Genomic DNA, 16,438 nt, shown 5'->3' with positions numbered 1-16,438 from the left:
GTCCTCCGCGCCCGTCGTGCCCCCCGCCTCTCCCGTGTCCTCCGCGCCCGTCGTGCCCCCCGCCTCTCCCGCGTCCTCACCGCCCGCCGAACCGTCGACGCCGAGGACGACCTCGTCGCCGTCGCGGTTGAGGACGGCGAGGCCGACGACGTCGCGGTAGAACGCGGCCGTCTCGTCCGCGTCGGCGACGCGGAGCGCGGCGCGGCCGATCCGCGTCCCGTCGGGGAGGGTGTCGGTGGGGAGGCCATCGGCAGGGGGAGCGTCGGTCATGTCGCCCTACAGGAGCGCTCGCGCGTTCAATGCGTCGGTCCCTCCCGATCGTCCGTTAGAGTCAAACGGGGGCGCGACGCAGTGTCCGGTATGAGCGTCGAACAGGAGGAGCGGACCATCCGGTGTCTGGTCGCCAAGGTCGGACTCGACGGCCACGACCGAGGCGCACACGTGATCGCGCGGGCGTTCCGCGACGCCGGCTTCGAGGTCGTCTACTCCGGGCTCCACCGTGCGCCCGAGGACATCGTGCAGGCGGCGGTTCAGGAGGACGTCGACGTGCTCGGCATCTCGATCCTCTCGGGCGCCCACAACACCCTCGTGCCGAAGGTGATCGAGGGGCTCAAGGAGTACGACGCGTTCGAGGACACCCTGATTCTCGTGGGCGGGATCATCCCCGACGACGACGAGAGGGAGCTCAAGGAGCTCGGCGTCGCCGAGGTGTTCGGCCCCGGCACGCCGATGGAGGAGACGATCGAGTTCATCCGGGACAACGTGCCGGAGCGGGCGTAGATGGGCGGGCCGGAACGCGACGGGTCGGCGACGCCGCGGACACCGGAGCTGAGCGACCGCGACGCCGAGCTCGTCGAGGAGCTGCTCGCCGGGAGCCACCGGGCGCTCGCCCGCGTCATCACGCGGATCGAGGACCGCGCGGCGGGCCACCGGGCGATCGTCTCCGCGCTCCACGACCGCACGGGCGGCGCGGACGTGATCGGGATCACGGGCTCGCCCGGCGCCGGGAAGTCGACGCTCGTCGACAAGCTGGCGGCCGCCTACCGCGAGCGGGGGGACACCGTCGGCGTCGTCGCGGTCGACCCCTCCTCGCCGTACACCGGCGGCGCCGTGCTCGGCGACCGCATCAGGATGGGGTCGAACGTCGGCGACATGGACGTGTTCTTCCGGTCGATGAGCGCGCGCGGCCAGCTCGGCGGGCTGTCGATGGCGACCGCGGACGCCGTGAAGGCGCTCGACGCCTTCGGGAAGGACGTCGTGATAATCGAGACCGTCGGCGCCGGACAGAACGAGGTCGACGTGGTGCGAACCGCCGACACGGTCGCGGTGCTCGTCCAGCCCGGCTCCGGCGACGACGTGCAGACCCTGAAGGCCGGCATCCTGGAGATCGGCGACGTGTTCGTCGTCAACAAGGCCGACATGGACGGCGCGGAGCGCACCCTCGCCGAGTTAGAGGAGATGGTCCACCGTCGCGAGGGGCCGACGAAGGGGCTCGACGCGGGCCACCACGGGTTCGACGCGCCGGATCACCCGGAGGATCCGGATGAATCGGACCCCCGAGAGTGGACACCCGAAGTGCTCCGGACGGTGGCGAGCACGGGCGAAGGCGTCGAAGAGCTCATCGAGACGTTCGACGCCCACGCGGCGCACCTCCGGGAGTCGGGCGAGATCGAGACGACGAAGCGGCGGCGCTACGCCGAGGAGATCCGGACCCTCGTGCGCTCGGACGTGGGCGCGCTCGCGGCCGACGAGATCGAGCGCCGCGGCGGGATCGACCGGCTCGCCGAAGCGGTCCGGCGGCGCGAGACGGACCCGTACAGCGTCGCCGCCGAAGTCGTCGCGCCGATCGTCGACTGCGTGGAGACGGACCGGGAGTGACGGCCCGAGCGTCGACGGACTCGCCGGGCCACGAGGTATAAGTCGCCCGCGAACCAACAGGTTTCCATGAAGCTCAGGAACCTCGTCGGGACTGCCCTCCTCGGCGTCGGCGCGCTCGCCGCTCTCAACACCGGACTCCGGTACGAAGGCGAGCTGGAGCCGCCGCTCGACGGCGACGACGGCGTCTTCCACTGGCGCGGGATGGACGTCGCGTACGTCGAGGCCGGCGACCCCGACGACCCCGACCTCGTCCTGCTCCACGGCGTCAACGCCGCCGGCTCCGCCGGCGAGTGGCGCGCGGTGTTCGACGACCTGGCGGCCGACTACCACGTCGTCGCGCCCGACCTCCCGGGGTACGGCCGCTCCGACCGACCGCCGCTGCGGTACTCGGCCGCGCTGTACGAGGACTTCGTTCGCGACTTCCTCGCCGAGTTCGACGAGCCGGCCGTCGTGGCCTCGTCGCTGTCGGCGGCGTACGCGGCCGCGGCCGCCGGCGACGCGGGCGTCGACGTGAGCGGCTTCGTCGCCGTCTGTCCGACGAGCGTCGCGGGACCGAGCCCGCCGAAGTCTTGGCTCCGCGAGCTGATCCGGTCGCCGCTCGTCGGGGACGGGCTGTTCAACGTCATCGCCTCGAAGCCGTCGATCCGGTACTTCAACGCCGACCACGGCTACGACGACCCGACCGCCCCGAGCGAGGAGTGGATCGACTACGAGTGGCGGACGACGCACGTCGAGAACGCCCGGTTCGCGCCGGCCTCCTTCGTCTCCGGCTACCTCAACAGCGACGTCGACCTGGCGGCCGCGCTCGCCGACCTCGACGTGCCGCCGACGCTCGTCTGGGGGCGCGAGGCGGAGGTGAGCCCCCTCTCCGACGGGCGCGATCTCGCCGACGCCTCCGGCTCCCGCCTCGTCGTCTTCGACCGCGCGCGGCTGCTCCCGCACGTCGAGCATCCGGAGCGGTTCGTCGAGACGGTCCGAGAGAGCCTCGTCGCCGGCGCGACCGCCTGAGACGGCGCCGCGGTCGGCGTCGCCGAACCGTCGGTCCGCGCCTCACCCGTCTCGCCGGACGTACAGCGTCTTCTCGCAGACCGCGTGGACGACCCCCGCCTCGTCGACGAGCGAGACGAGGTACCGCCGGTCCGTCGACTCGCCGGGGCCGAGCGCGTCGCGGATCGCCTCGGTCTCGGCGACGGGGAGCTCGAACTCGGCGTACAGCGCGTCGCGGCCGGGCTCGACGAACTCGATCGCGGCCGACTTGTCCCAGACGGTGAAGCCGTCCCCGAGGACCCGCCGGAGCATCGTCATGTACACCGGGTCGATCGCGCCGTAGAGGCTCCCGCCGAAGATGGTCCCCACCGCGTTGCGGGTGCGCCAGTTGAAGGGGACCCTGATCCGCACGAACCGCCAGTCGGCGCCGATGTGGTCGACGCGCGCGCCGGTCCCGCGGTACGCCGGCAGGAGGTTGAAGCCGTGCCGCCACAGGCGCGTTCGGAGGCTCTCCGCCGGCGGATCCTCGCGGAGGGGGCGGGGATCGGGGTCGCGGTCGACGCCGGTCGGCGAGTCGGTCACGTCTCGGAGGCGCCGCGCCGACGACAAACGCGTGTCGGAACCGGCGACAACGCGCCGGGGGTTGTCGGTGTCGTGTCGGACGCGTATCTATATAGACCGCGGTGGCGCGTGCCGACGAGCGCCCGCAGGGCGCGAGGCGCACGCGCGAGGGAGTCAGTCGCCGGAGCGAAGCGGAGGCGACTGACGAGGTTGGGGAGGCGTGAGGCTGCGGTGCGGTTGCGGGCGGGTGGGACTCAAAGGGGCAGTCGTGATTCCCGCGAGCAGCGCGAGCGGGAAGACGAGAGACGGAGTCTCTCGGAAGGACGAAGCCTGACGACGCAAGCACCGCAGAGAGCGAACAGCGAGGGACCGAAGGTCCCTCTGGCAGCCGGCGCTACGCGCCGGCGACGAAGTGAGCGACCGAGGAGCGCAGCGAGTCACGCGAGTCCTCGCGGCTGGGGCTTTGGAGGTGTTCACCGTCGATCCAGCCTCACTCATTTATAAGGGAGCGGCTGGAACTTTGGAGGCGTTTACCGCCGATGTGGGCGAATTCGGTCACACGAACGCACTCACCTCATCTTGGCCCGAAACGGGTATCCGCGCGCGTCCGCAACCCGACACCGATGGAGTGCGACAAGTGCGGGGCCGACGCCGTCCACCACGCCGCCTACTCCGGGGCGCACCTGTGCGGCGAGCACCTCCGCCGGTCGGTCGAGAAGCGCGTGAAACGCCGGGTCCGCGAGGACGGCCTGCTCGACCCGGACGCGACGCCCGAGGAGCCCGACCGCTGGGTGATCGGCCTCTCGGGCGGGAAGGACAGCGTCGCGCTGACCCGGATTCTGGACGACGTGTTCGGCGAGGACCCCCGCGTCGAGATGCTCGCCCTGACGATCCACGAGGGGATCGAGGGGTACCGCGACGAGAGCCTCGACGCCTGCGTCGAGCTGGCCGAGGACCTCTCGCTCCGCCACGAGGTGGTCTCCTACGAGGAGGAGTTCGACGTTCGGATGGACGACGTCGTCGAGGACGACCCCGAGAACATGGCCGCCTGCGCGTACTGCGGCGTGTTCCGCCGCGACCTCCTGGAGACGTACGCCGCCGAGTTCGGCGCCGACAAGCTGCTCACCGGCCACAACCTCGACGACGAGGCCCAGACGGCGATGATGAACTTCCTCGAGGGCGACGTCCGACAGGTGGCGAAGCACTTCGACGCCTCGCTCGGCCCCTTCGACGAGCGCGAGGGGACGGACGCGTTCGTCCCGCGCGCCAAGCCCCTCCGCGACGTCCCCGAGAAGGAGGTCGCGCTGTACTGTCACGTCCGCGACCTCCCGACCCACATGGCCGAGTGCCCTCACTCCTCGGAGGCGTACCGCGGCGAGATCCAGTCGACGATCCACGAGCTGGAGGAGAACCACCCCGGCGCCCGCCACTCGATCATGGCCGGCTACGAGGAGCTCTCCGCGCTCGCCGCCGCGGCCTACCGCGAGGGCGGCGATGCCGCCGCCGACGCCCCCGACCTCGGCGAGTGCGAGCGCTGCGGCTCGACGACGAGCCGCGACGTCTGCCGGAAGTGCCGGCTGCTCGACTCGATCGAGGCGGCCTGAGGCGGTCGGCGCGCCGGGCGGTCGAGCCGGATCACCGCTCGCGGTCGACCCCCCCGAGCAGGTCGAGCTGATGGGTGAGGTAGACGAGTTCGCCGGCGTCGACCTGTCGCCGGCGCGTAGCGAGCCAGTCGTCGAGCGCGGCGGTCGGGTCGGTGTCGGACTCATCCAACGACGCTCCCGCCGTCACCGACTCCCCCGCGGTCCCGTCGATCACCTCTACGTCCCCGTCGATCACCTCGCCGACCGCCGCCTCCACGGTGTCGAGGATGTACCGGAGGAAGAACGCCTCGTCGCCGGGGTACGTCCCCCCGGCGTCGGGTCCGGAGCGGTCTCCCCCGACCGGCCGAACCACCCAGTCCGACCCGGCGACGCCGAGGATCGAGGCGCCCTCGAGACCCCGGAGCCGCGCGAGCGCGTCGCCGCCGGCGCGGCTGCTCCCGCCGGGCTTGGCGTCCATGTGCGCGTGGTAGCGCCGCTCGATCGCTCGGTCGGCCGGGTGCGACGGGCGGAAGCGCGTCCCGCCGTCGAAGGTGATCGGGAAGTAGTAGGTTCCGCCGGGCGCGAGCGCGTCGAGCAGGCGTCCGAGCCCGTCGAGGCCGAGGACGTCGAGCAGCGCCATCCCGATCAGCGCATCCCACTCGCCCGCGTGCGCCGCCGCGTACGCGACCGCGTCGGCCGCGACCGGTTCGACTCGGACCGTGCGCGCGTCCGTCTCGACGACGAGCGCGTCCGCGTCGCCGCCGCCGTCTTCGCGGTCGCTCGCGTCGACGACGGAGACCGACCCCTCTCGGTCCGCCGTCCACTCGCGGAGGAACGGCTCGACCCCGGCGAGCGTCCCCGCGTCGCGGTCGACGGCGACGTACCGGACCTCGCCCGGCGGGAGGGCCTCCCAGTCGATCAGGCGGGCGACCATCGTCCCGACGCCGGCTCCGACTTCGAGGACGCGAAGCGGCCCCTCGATCGCGGCGGCGCGGTCGGCGAGTCGCTCGCGGAGGATCCCGACGAGCCGCCGGTCGAGCGCCCGGTCGTCGACGGTCCGTTTCGCGCGGAGATAGCGCCGGAAGGCGGCGGTCTCGTCGTCCGGGCCGGCATCGTTGTCTGCGGACCGCTCTCCGCCTCCCGTCACGTCGTCACCTCCGACTCCGCGGCGTCGGGGATGTCGGCGACGCCGGCGACCTCGGCCAGAAGACGGCGAACGCGCGCCGTCGACTTCGTCCAGCTCGGGTGGCGCTCGTACCGACGCCTGGCGGCGCGGCCCATCTCGGCCAGCCGGTCGGGGTCTGCCGCGAACCCGTCGAGCGCGCGGGCGACGGCGGCGGGGTCGTCCGGGTCGACGAGGACCCCCGTCTCGCCGTCGACGACCGTCTCGTTCGCTCCGCCCGCCCGCGAGGCGACCGCCGGCAGGCCGAAGCTCATCCCCTCCAGGTAGACGATCCCGAACCCCTCGTACCGGGAGGGAACCGTGAGGACGTGGCTCTCGCGGAGGACGTCGGCCAGTTCGGCGTCCGGCAGCCGACCGGTGAACCGCACGCGGTCATCGAGCCCGCGCTCGCGGACCAGTCGCCGGACGTCGGCGACGTGACCCTCGTCGACCGCCCGGCCGACGACGGTGAGGTCGACGGCGGCGGTGGCCCGGGCCACCCCCTCGACGAGCGTGTCCAGCCCCTTCCGCGGCTCGACGTTTCCGACGAAGACCGCCCGAAGCGGGCGCTCTCGAGCCCGCGAGGCGATCGTCGCGTCGTCGATCGTCGGGTCGAACCGGTCGCCCCCAGGGGGCGCCACGACGATCGCCTCGGGATCGACGCCCACGGCGGCGACGGCGTCACGGGTCGCGGAGCTGTTGCAGACGACGCCGTCGACGGTCGCGAGGTACCGGCGCTCGACGGCGCGGTACAGCGGGGCGAGCCGCCGGGGCTCGCTCGCGCGTAGGTGGTGGACGACGCTCACGGTCGGGTACGGCAGGTCTCGGTTGGCGAGGAAGAGGGACGGGTGCGCGAGCTCGTCTTGAAGCATGACGTCGACGTCGACGCGGAGGCGCTCGCGGAGGGACGGGCTGGCGTTGTCGAGCAGCCCGCGCGGGTACGTTCGCCACGGGAGCTCGACGACCGCCACGTCGTCGCCGGCGCGGCGGAGCCCCTCGACCAGCTTCCGGTCGTAGCGGAACCCCCCCGACCGCTCGTCGAGGCTCCCGTACAGCGCGAACCCGACCCTCATACGGGCGCGTCGTAGGTGGCGGCGGCCGCCTCGTCCTCCCACACGGTCACGGACAGTTCGCTCACCGTGTCGTCGGTCACGTATCCGTCGACCGCGTCGTCGGTCACGCGCTCGAAGATCGTCCGCGCGAAGCGCTCGACGCTGGGGTTGTCCCCCTCGAACTCGGGGAGGTCGTTGAGCAGTTCGTCGCGGTAGCGGTCGGCGAGAGCGTCGAGTGCCCCCTCGGCGTCGTCGATGTCGACGAGGTAGTCGTGCTCGTTCAGCTCCGGGCCGCGGAAGGTCAACTCCACCTCGAAGTGGTGGGAGTGCGGCACCCCCTCGGGTCCCGGGTCGGGGACGGTGAGGTAGTGTTGGGCCACGAAGTCCGTCAGGACCGTCGTCGCGTACATGGACCGATCCACGGGCGCGACGCACCTAAATCCGGAGGGCAGCGGTAGGGCGGTCGGAGGCGACCGTTCGACGCGGACTCACAGGTAGCCGAGCGCTTCGAGCCGCTCGCGCTCGCCCGTCTCGCCGTGGACCCGGCTCACCGGCAGCGACTCCGGCGGGTCGAGTTCGGGGTCCAACGTCCCACGGTCGACGCCCGTCGCCTCCGCCCACGGGACCGCGAGGAGCGCGGGCACTGGCGTGTGCATCGGGTGCCCGTACAGCCCCCACTCGCCGAAGCAGTTGCCGTGGTCCGCGGTTATCGCGACGCGGCCGTCGACGTTGTCGACGAGCGTCGTCACCTCGCCGAGGACGTAGCGGAGGTTCGCCTCGTAGGCCCTCCACACGCGCTCGACCGAGACCTCGCCGCGTCGGAGCAGCACCCACGGGTTCCCCTCGTTGCTGTGGCTCCCGGTCCGGGCCAGCCCGTCGTCGCCGTCGAGCGGGTCCGGGACGAACGGGTGGTGCGGCTGCATGTAGTGGACGACGAGCCGGTCCGGGTCGCGCTCGCGGGCCAGCGCGACGGCCCGGTCCGTGACCGCCGCCGCCGGCACGGTCCCGAGGTCCTCGTCCCACGCGTACTTCCACACCTCGTCGAGCGCGGCGAACGCGTCGGCGTCGAGGTAGCGGTCGGTCCACGTGTTCCCCGTCACCATGGCCGTCCGCGGCGTCTCCGGGTGGTCGAGGAAGGTGTTCTCCAGCCACTCCGAGGAGGAGCTCCCGACCGACCGGACCGTCTCGACCGCACCGAGGAACTCGACGTCGGGCGCGACCGAGCGCAGCAGGTCGGCCCGGCAGGCGTCGAGGACGACGAGGACGTCCCACTCGCGGTCGAAGGCGTTCGTCCCGTAGTCGAGCCGCCGACCGACCGCCTGCAGTCCGCGCAGGTAGGCGGTCCCGAGGCGGCCCATTCCCGGCTCCGTCACGACCGTGAGTTGGCGCGAGGCGACTAAACCGCTCCGGCGGGACACCTATACGTCTCGCCGCCTCGGTACGACCGTGAACTGTCTGTTCGTGGGGGCCGGGGCGATCGCGCCGGTGTACGCCGCCGGGCTGTCGGGGAGTTCGCTGTCGCTCGCCGGCGTCGTCGACCTCGACGCGAACCGCGCCGCGACGCTCGCGGCGGCCCACGACTGCCCGGCCTTTACGGACCTGGAAACGGCGCTCTCGGCGGTCGACGCGCCGCTCGCCGTGAACCTGACGAGCCACGCTGCCCACGCGCCGGTGACGCGGACCGCGCTCGAGGCCGACCGCCACGTCTACTCGCAGAAGCCGCTGGCACTCGACGCCGACGAGGCGAAAGAGCTGGTGACGCTCGCCCGCGACCGCGGCCTCGCGCTCGGCTGTGCGCCCGGCACGCCGCGGGCGCCCTCGCAGCGTCGCGCCGGCCGGCTCCTCGCCGACGGGCGGCTCGGTCCGGTGGGGCTGGGGTACGCCCACGCCCACGTCGGCCGCGTGACCGACTGGCACGACGACCCCGCGTCGTTCCTCGAGGTCGGCCCGCTGTACGACGGCGCGGTGTACCCGCTCGCGCTCCTGGTCTCGTGGTTCGGCCCGGTCGAGCGCGTCCGAGTCGCCGACGCCCTCGACGTCTGGCCCGCGCGGGAGACGCGGCGCCCGTCGACGCCGACCCACGTCGAGGCGACGCTGGCGTTCGCGACGGGGCCGACGGTCAGGCTGACCGCGAGCTTCTACGCGCCCCACCGGAGCCGCGAGTTCTACGGGCTGGAGCTCCACGGCGACGACGGCTCGCTGTACCTGAAGGGGACCGGCGCCACGGAGACCGGCCGCGACCACGTCCGGTTCGGCCGCGTCGGGCGGGAGTACGTGAGCGCGCCGCCGGACGCGCCGACGGAACCGTACGAGTACGTCGACGCGATCGAACGCCTCGCCGCGACGGTCGAGGCCGGGTCGCCCTCGCGGGCCGGGGGACGGCGGGGCGCGCACGTCGTCGCCGTCTGCAACGCGATCGAGGCGGCCGCCGAGGGAGACGCCGAGGGAGGCGTCCCCGTCGACGACTGCGGGGCGACCGCCGACCCGCCGCCGGCGCCGGTCGCCAGGCCGGAGAAGCGGAGTGGCGGGGAGACCGAGTCGGGCCCGCGCGCGATCCGGCTCCCCGCGGTCGGGTTCGGCTGCTCGCGCTACCGCGGCGGCGAGTACGTCGAGCGCGCCGACTCGATCGCGACCGCGCTCGACGCCGGCTACCGCCTCCTCGACTCGGCCGAGCTGTACGGCAACGAACACCGGATCGGGGAGCTGCTCGCCGCACCGGGCGCGCCGGACCGCGAGCGCGTGTTCCTCCTCGGGAAGGCGTGGCGCACCAACCACCGCCGCGAGCACCTGCTGGCCGCCTGCGCGGGCAGCCGCGAGGAGCTGAGGATCGACGCGTTCGACTGCTACGCGCTCCACTGGCCCTCGGCGCTCGAACACCGCGGGGAGCTGACCCGACTCGCCGAGAGGCCGGTCGAGCGGCAGGAGGCGCTCACCTTTCCCGAGGGCGACGGCGGCGAGCTCGCGGCCGACGACGTGTCGCTCGCGACTGCGTGGCGGAACCTGGAGGCGGTCCACGAGCGGGGGTGGGCCCGGACGCTCGGGGTCTGTAACGTCTCGCGGGCGCAGCTGGAGACGGTGCTGGAGACGGGCGCGGTGGACCCGGCGCTCGTGCAGGTGGAACGGCACCCCTACCGCCCCCGGAACGACCTCGTCTCGTTCTGTCACGAGCGCGGGATCCGGGTCGTCGCGCACTCGCCGCTGTCGGCGCCCGGCCTCCTCGACGAGCCCGAACTCGACGCGGTCGCCGCCGACCGCGGGCTCTCGCCGGCCGAGGTCGTGATCGCGTGGAACGCCACCCGGGGCGTCGTCCCGATCCCGTCGAGCACCGCGGAGTCGCACGTCGTCTCGAACCTGGCCGCCGGGAGCGTGCGGCTGACGGCCGACGAGGTCGATCGGATCGACGCCCTGCGCGATCCCGACTTCGAGCGGTAGGACGATCGTAACGGGTCCGGAGCCGCCGGCTCGGGCGGCATTCCTATGTGACTGAAGTCCGTGTGTGTGGTATGGCAACGACCGAAGCGCGGCAGCCCGCGGTCGACGTCGGCTCGCTGAACGGCCTCCACTGGGTGGGGATCGTCGCGGCCCTGGTCTCCGCCGCCGTCCACCTGCTCCTGGGCGTCAGGATGTTCCCCTCGCCGATGGGGATCAGCTTCGTCCTCGCGGGGCTCGGCTTCCTCGGCGGCGTCGGCCTCCTCGTGATCGACTACCGTCGGCGCGCGGTGTACGCCGTCGGGATCGCCTTCACCCTCGTCCAGATCGTCCTGTGGTACGTGATCAACTTCGCGGGCGGAGCGAAGTCGTTCCCGGCCGACGTCGGAACGCTCGGCGCCGTCGACAAGGTCGCGCAGATCGCGTTGATCACCGTCCTGGTCGCCCTGTTGCGCCGATAGCCGTGCCGTCCCGGAACCGCCGACCGGGATCCGACCGCGACGACGCGGTCACCTCCGGGAGCGTAAACGCGGTCGAACGCCGCGTAAACGCGTCCGAGAGAGCCAAAATCGAGGGCGTGCGAGACGCGGCGGCGGAGGGCGACGGATAGATGGTCGAGACGCGCCAGGGGCGCACCGTCCGGGTCGGAGTCGGGGTCGGACTCCCGCTCGTCGCCGGGGTCGGGCTCGCCCTCCTCCTGTCGCGGCTGCTCCCCGCCGACGCGACGGGGCGGTGGGGGCTCTCTCCCGCCGTCGTCGCCGGCGTCTGCTGGGCGGGCCAGCTCTGGTACGTGGGCTACGGGGTCACGCCGGGAGGGGACGCTGTCTGGCGGCGGCTGTTCGGCCTGGCGAACGCGGTCACGATCGTGCGGGGGGCGCTGTACGCGGTCGTCGCCGGGTTCGTCGTCGCGCCGCCCGAGACGACGCTCGCGTGGGCGCCGGCGCTGTGTTACGGCGGCGGCGTCGCCCTCGACAACCTCGACGGGCGGGTGGCTCGGACGATCGGCCGAGAGACCGAGACCGGCCGCCGGCTCGATATGGCGTTCGACACGTTCGGGTTCGTCGCCGCGCCGCTGGTGGCGGTGCTGTGGGGGCTCCTGCCGGTCTGGTACCTCTCCATCTCCGCCGCGCGCTACGTCTTCCGCGGGGCCGTGTGGCTGCGGCGCGTCCGCGGACTCCCCGTGTACGACCGCCCCGACAGCGACCTCGGCAAGTACCTCGCGGGCGTCCAGATGACCTTCGTGACGGTCGCGCTCGTTCCCCCCGTCCCGACGGACCTCGTCTGGACCCTCGCGCCCGCCGTCCTCGCGCCGTCGCTTGGGGTGTTCGGACGGGACTACCTCGCCGTCAGCGGGCGGCTTCCCGGCCGGCGGTGACCGACCCGCCGCTCAGGAGTACTCCAAGATCACCTGGACCGCGGCGTCCGGCGACGAGTCGAGCAGCTCGTACGCCTCCGGCGCGCGCTCGAAGGGTATCCGGTGGGTGATCAGCTCGTCGGCGGGGATCCGGTCGAGCCGGTCGAGCGCCGCGTCCATGCGCCGGTCGCGGTCCCACCGGCCGCGCAGCTCCGGGCTGATCGTCGACACCTGGCTGGAGACGACGTCGATGCGGTCGCGGTGGAACCGCCCGCCGAGGTCGAGCGGCGCGCGCTTGGTCCCGTACCACGAGCCGACGACGACCCGCGCGTCGTAGCCGACGACGCGGATCGCGTCGTCGAGCGCGCTCGGCTGGCCGGACAACTCGACGGCGAGGTCGGCGCCGTCGACGGCGGAACCCGCGTCGTCGCCTCCGGCGTCGTCGTACGCGAGGGCGGCGGGCGTCGTCGTTTGGTCGGCCCCCAGCGCCGCGGCGAGCCGCCGGCGCCGCTCGATCGGGTCGACCACCACGAGCGAGTCGAGCGGGAACGCGGCGAGCAGTCGGGTGACACAGAGCCCGATCACCCCGGCACCGAAGACGACGACCCGCTCGCCGAGCCGCGGGGCGGCGTCGAGGACGAGGTTCGTCGCGGTCTCCACGGACGGGAGCAGCGCCCCCGTGGCGGGCGCCGTCCCCGGCGGGAGCGCGACCACCGACTCGGGGGTCGCACGGAAGCGCGTCTGGTGGGGAACGAACGCGAACACCGACCGGCCGACCCAGGCGGGGTCGACGGCCGCGCCGACCTCGCGGACGACGCCGACCGCGGCGTAGCCGTATCGGACGGGGTACGAGAGGTCCCCGTCGAGCGCGTCGAGCGTTTCGTCCGCCGGGAGGTCTGTCGGCGTCTGGTCGCGGTACACGAGCAGCTCCGTTCCGGCGCTTATCGCCGAGGCTCGCGTCTCCACGAGGAGCTCGTCCGCGTCCGGCGGCCCGACGGACGTCTCCCGCAGTTCGACCGTTTCGGGCGCCGTGAAGTAGAGCGCGGCGTCGGTCATCCCGTCGCGAACTCGGCCCGGTCGCGGGCGACGCCCGGGCGGGGCCGCGGGCGTCCGTTCGGTTGGTGGCGTGACACGTGGATCATCACGGCCCGTGCGATGTTAAGTCCTCGCGCCGCTGGACGGGACGGGCCGGAGTCGACGGCGAAAATGAAACGAAACGCCGCGGCGGTCGCCGGGTCGGGCGGAAGCGCCTACCGGATGACGTCGAGTCCGTTGTTCTTCTCGATCGGCTCCGTGCCGCCGTCGGACTCCCAGGCGCCGCGATCGGTGCCACCGGAGGCCGTCGCGCCGGCGGTTCCGTTCGCGTCGGCGGCCCGCGAGCGCGAGTCGCCGAGATCGTCCCCGTTGACCGCCGCGCGGGACTTGTCCGCCTGCTTCTGCGTGGAGGGGCCGAGCACCTGTGCGCTCTGGACGCCCGTCATGATCGCCATGACGCGGACCTTCCCCTTGTACTCGTCCTGGATGCGCGCGCCCCAGATCACGTTGGCGCTCGCCTCCAGCCGCTCGGTGATGTTGTTCGCGATCCCCTCGGCCTCCTTCAGCGTGAGGTCCGGGCCGCCCGTGATGTGGACGAGCCCGCCGGAGGCGCCGCGGTAGTCGACGTCCAAGAGCGGGTGGTTCATCGCGTCGTTGACCACCTCCTGGGTCTTGTTCTTGTCCTGGGTCTCGCCGACCAGCATCACGGCGACGCCGCCCTGGTTCATGATCGTCGACATGTCGGCGTAGTCCAGGTTGATGAGGCTCGGCTGGGTGATCGTCTCGGAGATCCCCTTCACCGTCTCCGCGATGATCTGGTCCATCACGGAGAACGCCTTCCCGATCGGCAGATTCGGCACGTAATCGAGCAGCCGGTTGTTGTCGAGGACGATGATCGAGTCGGCCTCGTTGCGGAGGTCCTCTAAACCTTCCTCGGCTTTCACCGTGCGGGCGCGCTCGACGTTGAACGGCGTCGAGACCATCCCGACGACGATGGCGCCCTGCTCTTTGGCGATCTTCGAGACGACCGGCGCCGCGCCGGTCCCGGTCCCGCCGCCCATGCCGGCGGTGACGAAGACGAGGTCGGCGTCGCCGAGCACCTCCTTGATCGTCCCCTGGGCCATCTCGGTCGCGCGCTCGCCCATCTTGGGGTCGCCGCCGGCGCCGAGCCCCTGCGTGAGCGACTTGCCCACGAGGATCTTGGTGTCGGCCTCGATCATCTTGAGGTGCTGTTTGTCCGTGTTGATGGCGACGGTGTCGGCGCCGTCGACGCCGATGTTGTACAGCCGGTTGACCGTGTTGTTCCCGGCGCCGCCGGCACCGACGATGACGATCCGGGGGTCCCCGAACTCGTCGTCGTCCATGTCGACGTCCATGTCGCGCTTCTCCGCTTCCGCGTTGTCGAGGGCGTCCTGAACGAGATCTTGCATCAGTTTACACCTTCGCCCAGTTGCGGTTGCGGGCGCGCTCGTCGCGCTCGCCGTCCTGTTCGTTCAACATGTCGCGGACGGCCGACCGGATCGCCTCGCTCCGGTTCGGGAACTCGCCCGTCTCGACCATCTGTTCGACCTCATCTATCTGCTGTTTCGGGATTCGTAGTGTCACACGCTCCATTGGTATTCCCCCGGTAAGACGGCGAACACGCGACGCGTGTGTCTTACAGCGACCGGACGCCCGGGACGGGGAGGGCCCCACTCCGGACGATGCTGTAAGACGACCGTCTTACGCAGTTGTAATCACCGGGGGCACCATTATAAAACTACCGGCGTTTGTAAGACAAATCGCCAGTTATCGGAGACGAGGCGTCATACGGTCGGTGTCACGGGTTTCGATCGTTCAGAACGTCGGCCGCCGGGGTCCGCCGCCCGCAGCCGGGGCAGAACGCCCAGTCCGTCCGGAGCTCGTCGCCGCACTCACAGAACGCGCGATGAGACCGCTTTTCGCCGCAGTTCGGGCAGTACACGTGGTCACCGGAGACGGTCTCGCCGCAGCCGCCGCAGACGCTCTCCCGCGGCTGGACGTCGGCCGGAGTCTTACGCGGCTCCGCCTCGGCGTCTTCCGACGTCTCACGCATCACCCGCACGTCGTCCGCGTCGGCGTCCGGCGCGTCCAGCGAGACGTTTACGTTGATCGCTCCGGGCGCACCAGCGACGTCGGACGCTCCGGCCCGCCCGCCGAGCCGCGCGTCCAAGGCGGCGTCGAGCCGGTCGGCGATGAGGTCGTCGAGCCGGTCGGCGAGGGCGGCGTCGACAGTCTCGTCGGACGCCTCTGCCGGCGCTACGTCGGTCGAGAGGCCGTCGAGGTGGGTGCGGAGGGCTTCGCGCATCACCTCGCTTTTGGAGGCGTCACACGCTTCCAGCCGATCGACCAGCTCGTCGTCGGCTCGGAAGGTGATCTTGCTCATGCCGACGTAATACCGACCCACCTTACAAATATCTTCCCCCCGACATCGGGCGTCGTTTCAGCCGTCGGAAACGAAAGACGGCGGCCTCGTTTCATTCGAGTGAAACGACGTTCGGACGGCTCGCGTGTGATGTGGTCACACGTGTGTCTGACGCAGATTTATACGTCCCGCGTGGGCATACGTGAGTATAATGAGTAACCGCGTGGAGGACCTCGAACGACAGGTCGCGGAGCTGCAGGCGGCGGTCAACGGGCTCACCGAGGAGCTGGTCGAGATGAAAGAACGCGTCCGACAGGTCGAGGACGCCCAGGAGGTGTCCGTGAGGGCGGACGCCGCGAACGAGGAGGCCGCCGAAGCCGCGGAGCAGTCGGCGACCGAGTCGTCCGGCGGCGAGACGCGGACCCACTCCGACGATCACGTCGAGGTCGTCGAGCGGACGGGCGAGGAAACGGCGGACACCGACGCCGAGAGCGGCGACGACGACATGGTCGTCCCCGAGCAGACGGCGACGACCCCGGACGCCGAGGGGGCGGAGGGAGAGAGCGACGACGAGGAGTCGGACAGCGACATCATCGTCGCGTAACTCGGCGGCACATCCCCGCGCCACATGCACATCACAGAGGTCGTTCTGGACGGGTTCAAGAGCTTCGGACGAACGACGAGGATCCCCTTCTACGACGACTTCACGGTCGTCACGGGGCCGAACGGCTCCGGGAAGTCGAACATCATCGACGGCGTCCTCTTCGCGCTCGGACTGGCGCGCACCCGCGGGATCCGGGCCACGAAGCTCACCGACCTGATCTACAACCCCGGCCACGAGGACGGCGAGGCGTCGGGCGGCCCGAACGAGGCGTCGGTGACCGTCGTGTTGTCCAACGAGGACGGGACCCTCGACCGGTCCCAGGTCGTCTCCGCCGCGGGCACGGAGAACGTCGGCGACGTCTCCGAGATCACGATCAAGCGCCGCGTGAAGGAGACCGAGGACAACTACTA

The 16,438-nt window shown here is 71.8% G+C and carries 19 protein-coding genes; 9 read left to right on the top strand and 10 right to left on the bottom strand.

Translation table 11 applies throughout. The features are described 5' to 3' along the window. On the bottom strand, positions 1 to 270 hold a 270-nt coding region (locus tag U4E84_RS14075; RefSeq protein WP_322532745.1), incomplete at its 3' end, for a VOC family protein. A 90-nt stretch (positions 271 to 360) separates the two neighbouring features. Between U4E84_RS14075 and U4E84_RS14070 the strand changes: the two genes are divergently transcribed. The 3 genes from U4E84_RS14070 to U4E84_RS14060 all read left to right on the top strand — a co-directional run bounded on the left by U4E84_RS14070 (position 361) and on the right by U4E84_RS14060 (position 2,886). Then, complete coding sequence (locus U4E84_RS14070; RefSeq protein WP_322532744.1) at positions 361 to 780, top strand: cobalamin B12-binding domain-containing protein; 420 nt, start codon at positions 361 to 363, stop codon at positions 778 to 780. Then, positions 781 to 1,878, top strand: coding sequence for a methylmalonyl Co-A mutase-associated GTPase MeaB (meaB, locus tag U4E84_RS14065; protein ID WP_322532743.1), 1,098 nt, complete (start codon positions 781 to 783; stop codon positions 1,876 to 1,878). A gap of 66 nt (positions 1,879 to 1,944) precedes the next feature. Then, positions 1,945 to 2,886: an alpha/beta hydrolase gene (locus tag U4E84_RS14060; RefSeq protein WP_322532742.1), complete on the top strand. Its 942-nt coding sequence runs from the start codon at positions 1,945 to 1,947 to the stop codon at positions 2,884 to 2,886. Between the two features lie 42 nt (positions 2,887 to 2,928). Here U4E84_RS14060 and U4E84_RS14055 read toward each other — a convergent pair whose 3' ends face one another. Continuing rightward, on the bottom strand, positions 2,929 to 3,447 hold the full coding sequence (locus U4E84_RS14055; RefSeq protein WP_322532741.1) for a DUF4442 domain-containing protein: 519 nt from the start codon (positions 3,445 to 3,447) through the stop codon (positions 2,929 to 2,931). Between the two features lie 602 nt (positions 3,448 to 4,049). On the opposite strand from U4E84_RS14055, the gene U4E84_RS14050 reads away from it, so the two are divergent. After that, a complete protein-coding gene (locus U4E84_RS14050; RefSeq protein ID WP_322532740.1) occupies positions 4,050 to 5,030 on the top strand; it encodes a TIGR00269 family protein in 981 nt (326 codons plus the stop codon). 31 nt (positions 5,031 to 5,061) lie between these two features. Here the strand turns inward: U4E84_RS14050 and U4E84_RS14045 are convergent, their stop codons facing one another. The 4 genes from U4E84_RS14045 to U4E84_RS14030 form a co-directional block, all read right to left on the bottom strand. Then, the gene (locus U4E84_RS14045) at positions 5,062 to 6,156 is read right to left on the bottom strand and encodes a hypothetical protein (protein WP_322532739.1); all 1,095 of its coding nucleotides are present in this window, start codon (positions 6,154 to 6,156) and stop codon (positions 5,062 to 5,064) included. Beyond that, positions 6,153 to 7,244, bottom strand: a complete 1,092-nt coding sequence (locus U4E84_RS14040; RefSeq protein ID WP_322532738.1) for a glycosyltransferase family 4 protein — start codon at positions 7,242 to 7,244, stop codon at positions 6,153 to 6,155. Before U4E84_RS14040 ends, U4E84_RS14045 begins: the two co-directional genes overlap by 4 nt. Next, complete coding sequence (locus U4E84_RS14035; RefSeq protein ID WP_322532737.1) at positions 7,241 to 7,633, bottom strand: 6-carboxytetrahydropterin synthase; 393 nt, start codon at positions 7,631 to 7,633, stop codon at positions 7,241 to 7,243. Before U4E84_RS14035 ends, U4E84_RS14040 begins: the two co-directional genes overlap by 4 nt. Before the next feature lie 78 nt (positions 7,634 to 7,711). Further along, on the bottom strand, positions 7,712 to 8,581 hold the full coding sequence (locus U4E84_RS14030; RefSeq protein ID WP_322532746.1) for a hypothetical protein: 870 nt from the start codon (positions 8,579 to 8,581) through the stop codon (positions 7,712 to 7,714). A gap of 88 nt (positions 8,582 to 8,669) precedes the next feature. On the opposite strand from U4E84_RS14030, the gene U4E84_RS14025 reads away from it, so the two are divergent. From U4E84_RS14025 to U4E84_RS14015, 3 genes are all read left to right on the top strand, one after another. Next, entirely contained in the window at positions 8,670 to 10,655 is a 1,986-nt protein-coding gene (locus U4E84_RS14025; RefSeq protein WP_322532736.1) for an aldo/keto reductase, read from the top strand. Positions 10,656 to 10,726: 71 nt separating this feature from the next. Next, positions 10,727 to 11,113 carry a hypothetical protein gene (locus U4E84_RS14020; RefSeq protein ID WP_322532734.1) on the top strand — a complete coding sequence of 129 codons (387 nt, stop codon included), beginning with the start codon at positions 10,727 to 10,729 and terminating at the stop codon, positions 11,111 to 11,113. A gap of 149 nt (positions 11,114 to 11,262) precedes the next feature. After that, positions 11,263 to 12,027 (top strand): CDP-alcohol phosphatidyltransferase family protein, encoded by a 765-nt coding sequence (locus U4E84_RS14015; RefSeq protein WP_322532732.1) that lies wholly within the window; start codon positions 11,263 to 11,265, stop codon positions 12,025 to 12,027. A 12-nt stretch (positions 12,028 to 12,039) separates the two neighbouring features. Here the strand turns inward: U4E84_RS14015 and U4E84_RS14010 are convergent, their stop codons facing one another. From U4E84_RS14010 to U4E84_RS13995, 4 genes are all read right to left on the bottom strand, one after another. Then, positions 12,040 to 13,062: a zinc-binding alcohol dehydrogenase gene (locus U4E84_RS14010; RefSeq protein WP_322532731.1), complete on the bottom strand. Its 1,023-nt coding sequence runs from the start codon at positions 13,060 to 13,062 to the stop codon at positions 12,040 to 12,042. A 194-nt stretch (positions 13,063 to 13,256) separates the two neighbouring features. Then, positions 13,257 to 14,471, bottom strand: coding sequence for a cell division protein FtsZ (ftsZ, locus tag U4E84_RS14005; RefSeq protein ID WP_322532730.1), 1,215 nt, complete (start codon positions 14,469 to 14,471; stop codon positions 13,257 to 13,259). Positions 14,472 to 14,475: 4 nt separating this feature from the next. Next, positions 14,476 to 14,655: a ribbon-helix-helix domain-containing protein gene (locus tag U4E84_RS14000; protein WP_322532729.1), complete on the bottom strand. Its 180-nt coding sequence runs from the start codon at positions 14,653 to 14,655 to the stop codon at positions 14,476 to 14,478. 205 nt (positions 14,656 to 14,860) lie between these two features. Next, positions 14,861 to 15,445, bottom strand: coding sequence for a CopG family transcriptional regulator (locus U4E84_RS13995; protein ID WP_322532728.1), 585 nt, complete (start codon positions 15,443 to 15,445; stop codon positions 14,861 to 14,863). Between the two features lie 190 nt (positions 15,446 to 15,635). Here U4E84_RS13995 and U4E84_RS13990 point away from each other — a divergent pair, with 190 nt between their 5' ends. Then, positions 15,636 to 16,028 (top strand): bZIP transcription factor, encoded by a 393-nt coding sequence (locus U4E84_RS13990; RefSeq protein ID WP_322532727.1) that lies wholly within the window; start codon positions 15,636 to 15,638, stop codon positions 16,026 to 16,028. A 24-nt stretch (positions 16,029 to 16,052) separates the two neighbouring features. After that, positions 16,053 to 16,438: AAA family ATPase (locus U4E84_RS13985; RefSeq protein WP_322532726.1), on the top strand; the 386-nt coding region annotated here is incomplete at its 3' end.

It is taken from the genome of Halorubrum sp. AD140 (genome assembly GCF_034497445.1).
In the GTDB taxonomy this organism is placed as follows: Archaea; Halobacteriota; Halobacteria; order Halobacteriales; family Haloferacaceae; genus Halorubrum.
The sequence above is the reverse complement of the archived record's forward strand: the minus strand, read 5'-3'. Positions and strand labels throughout refer to the sequence as shown.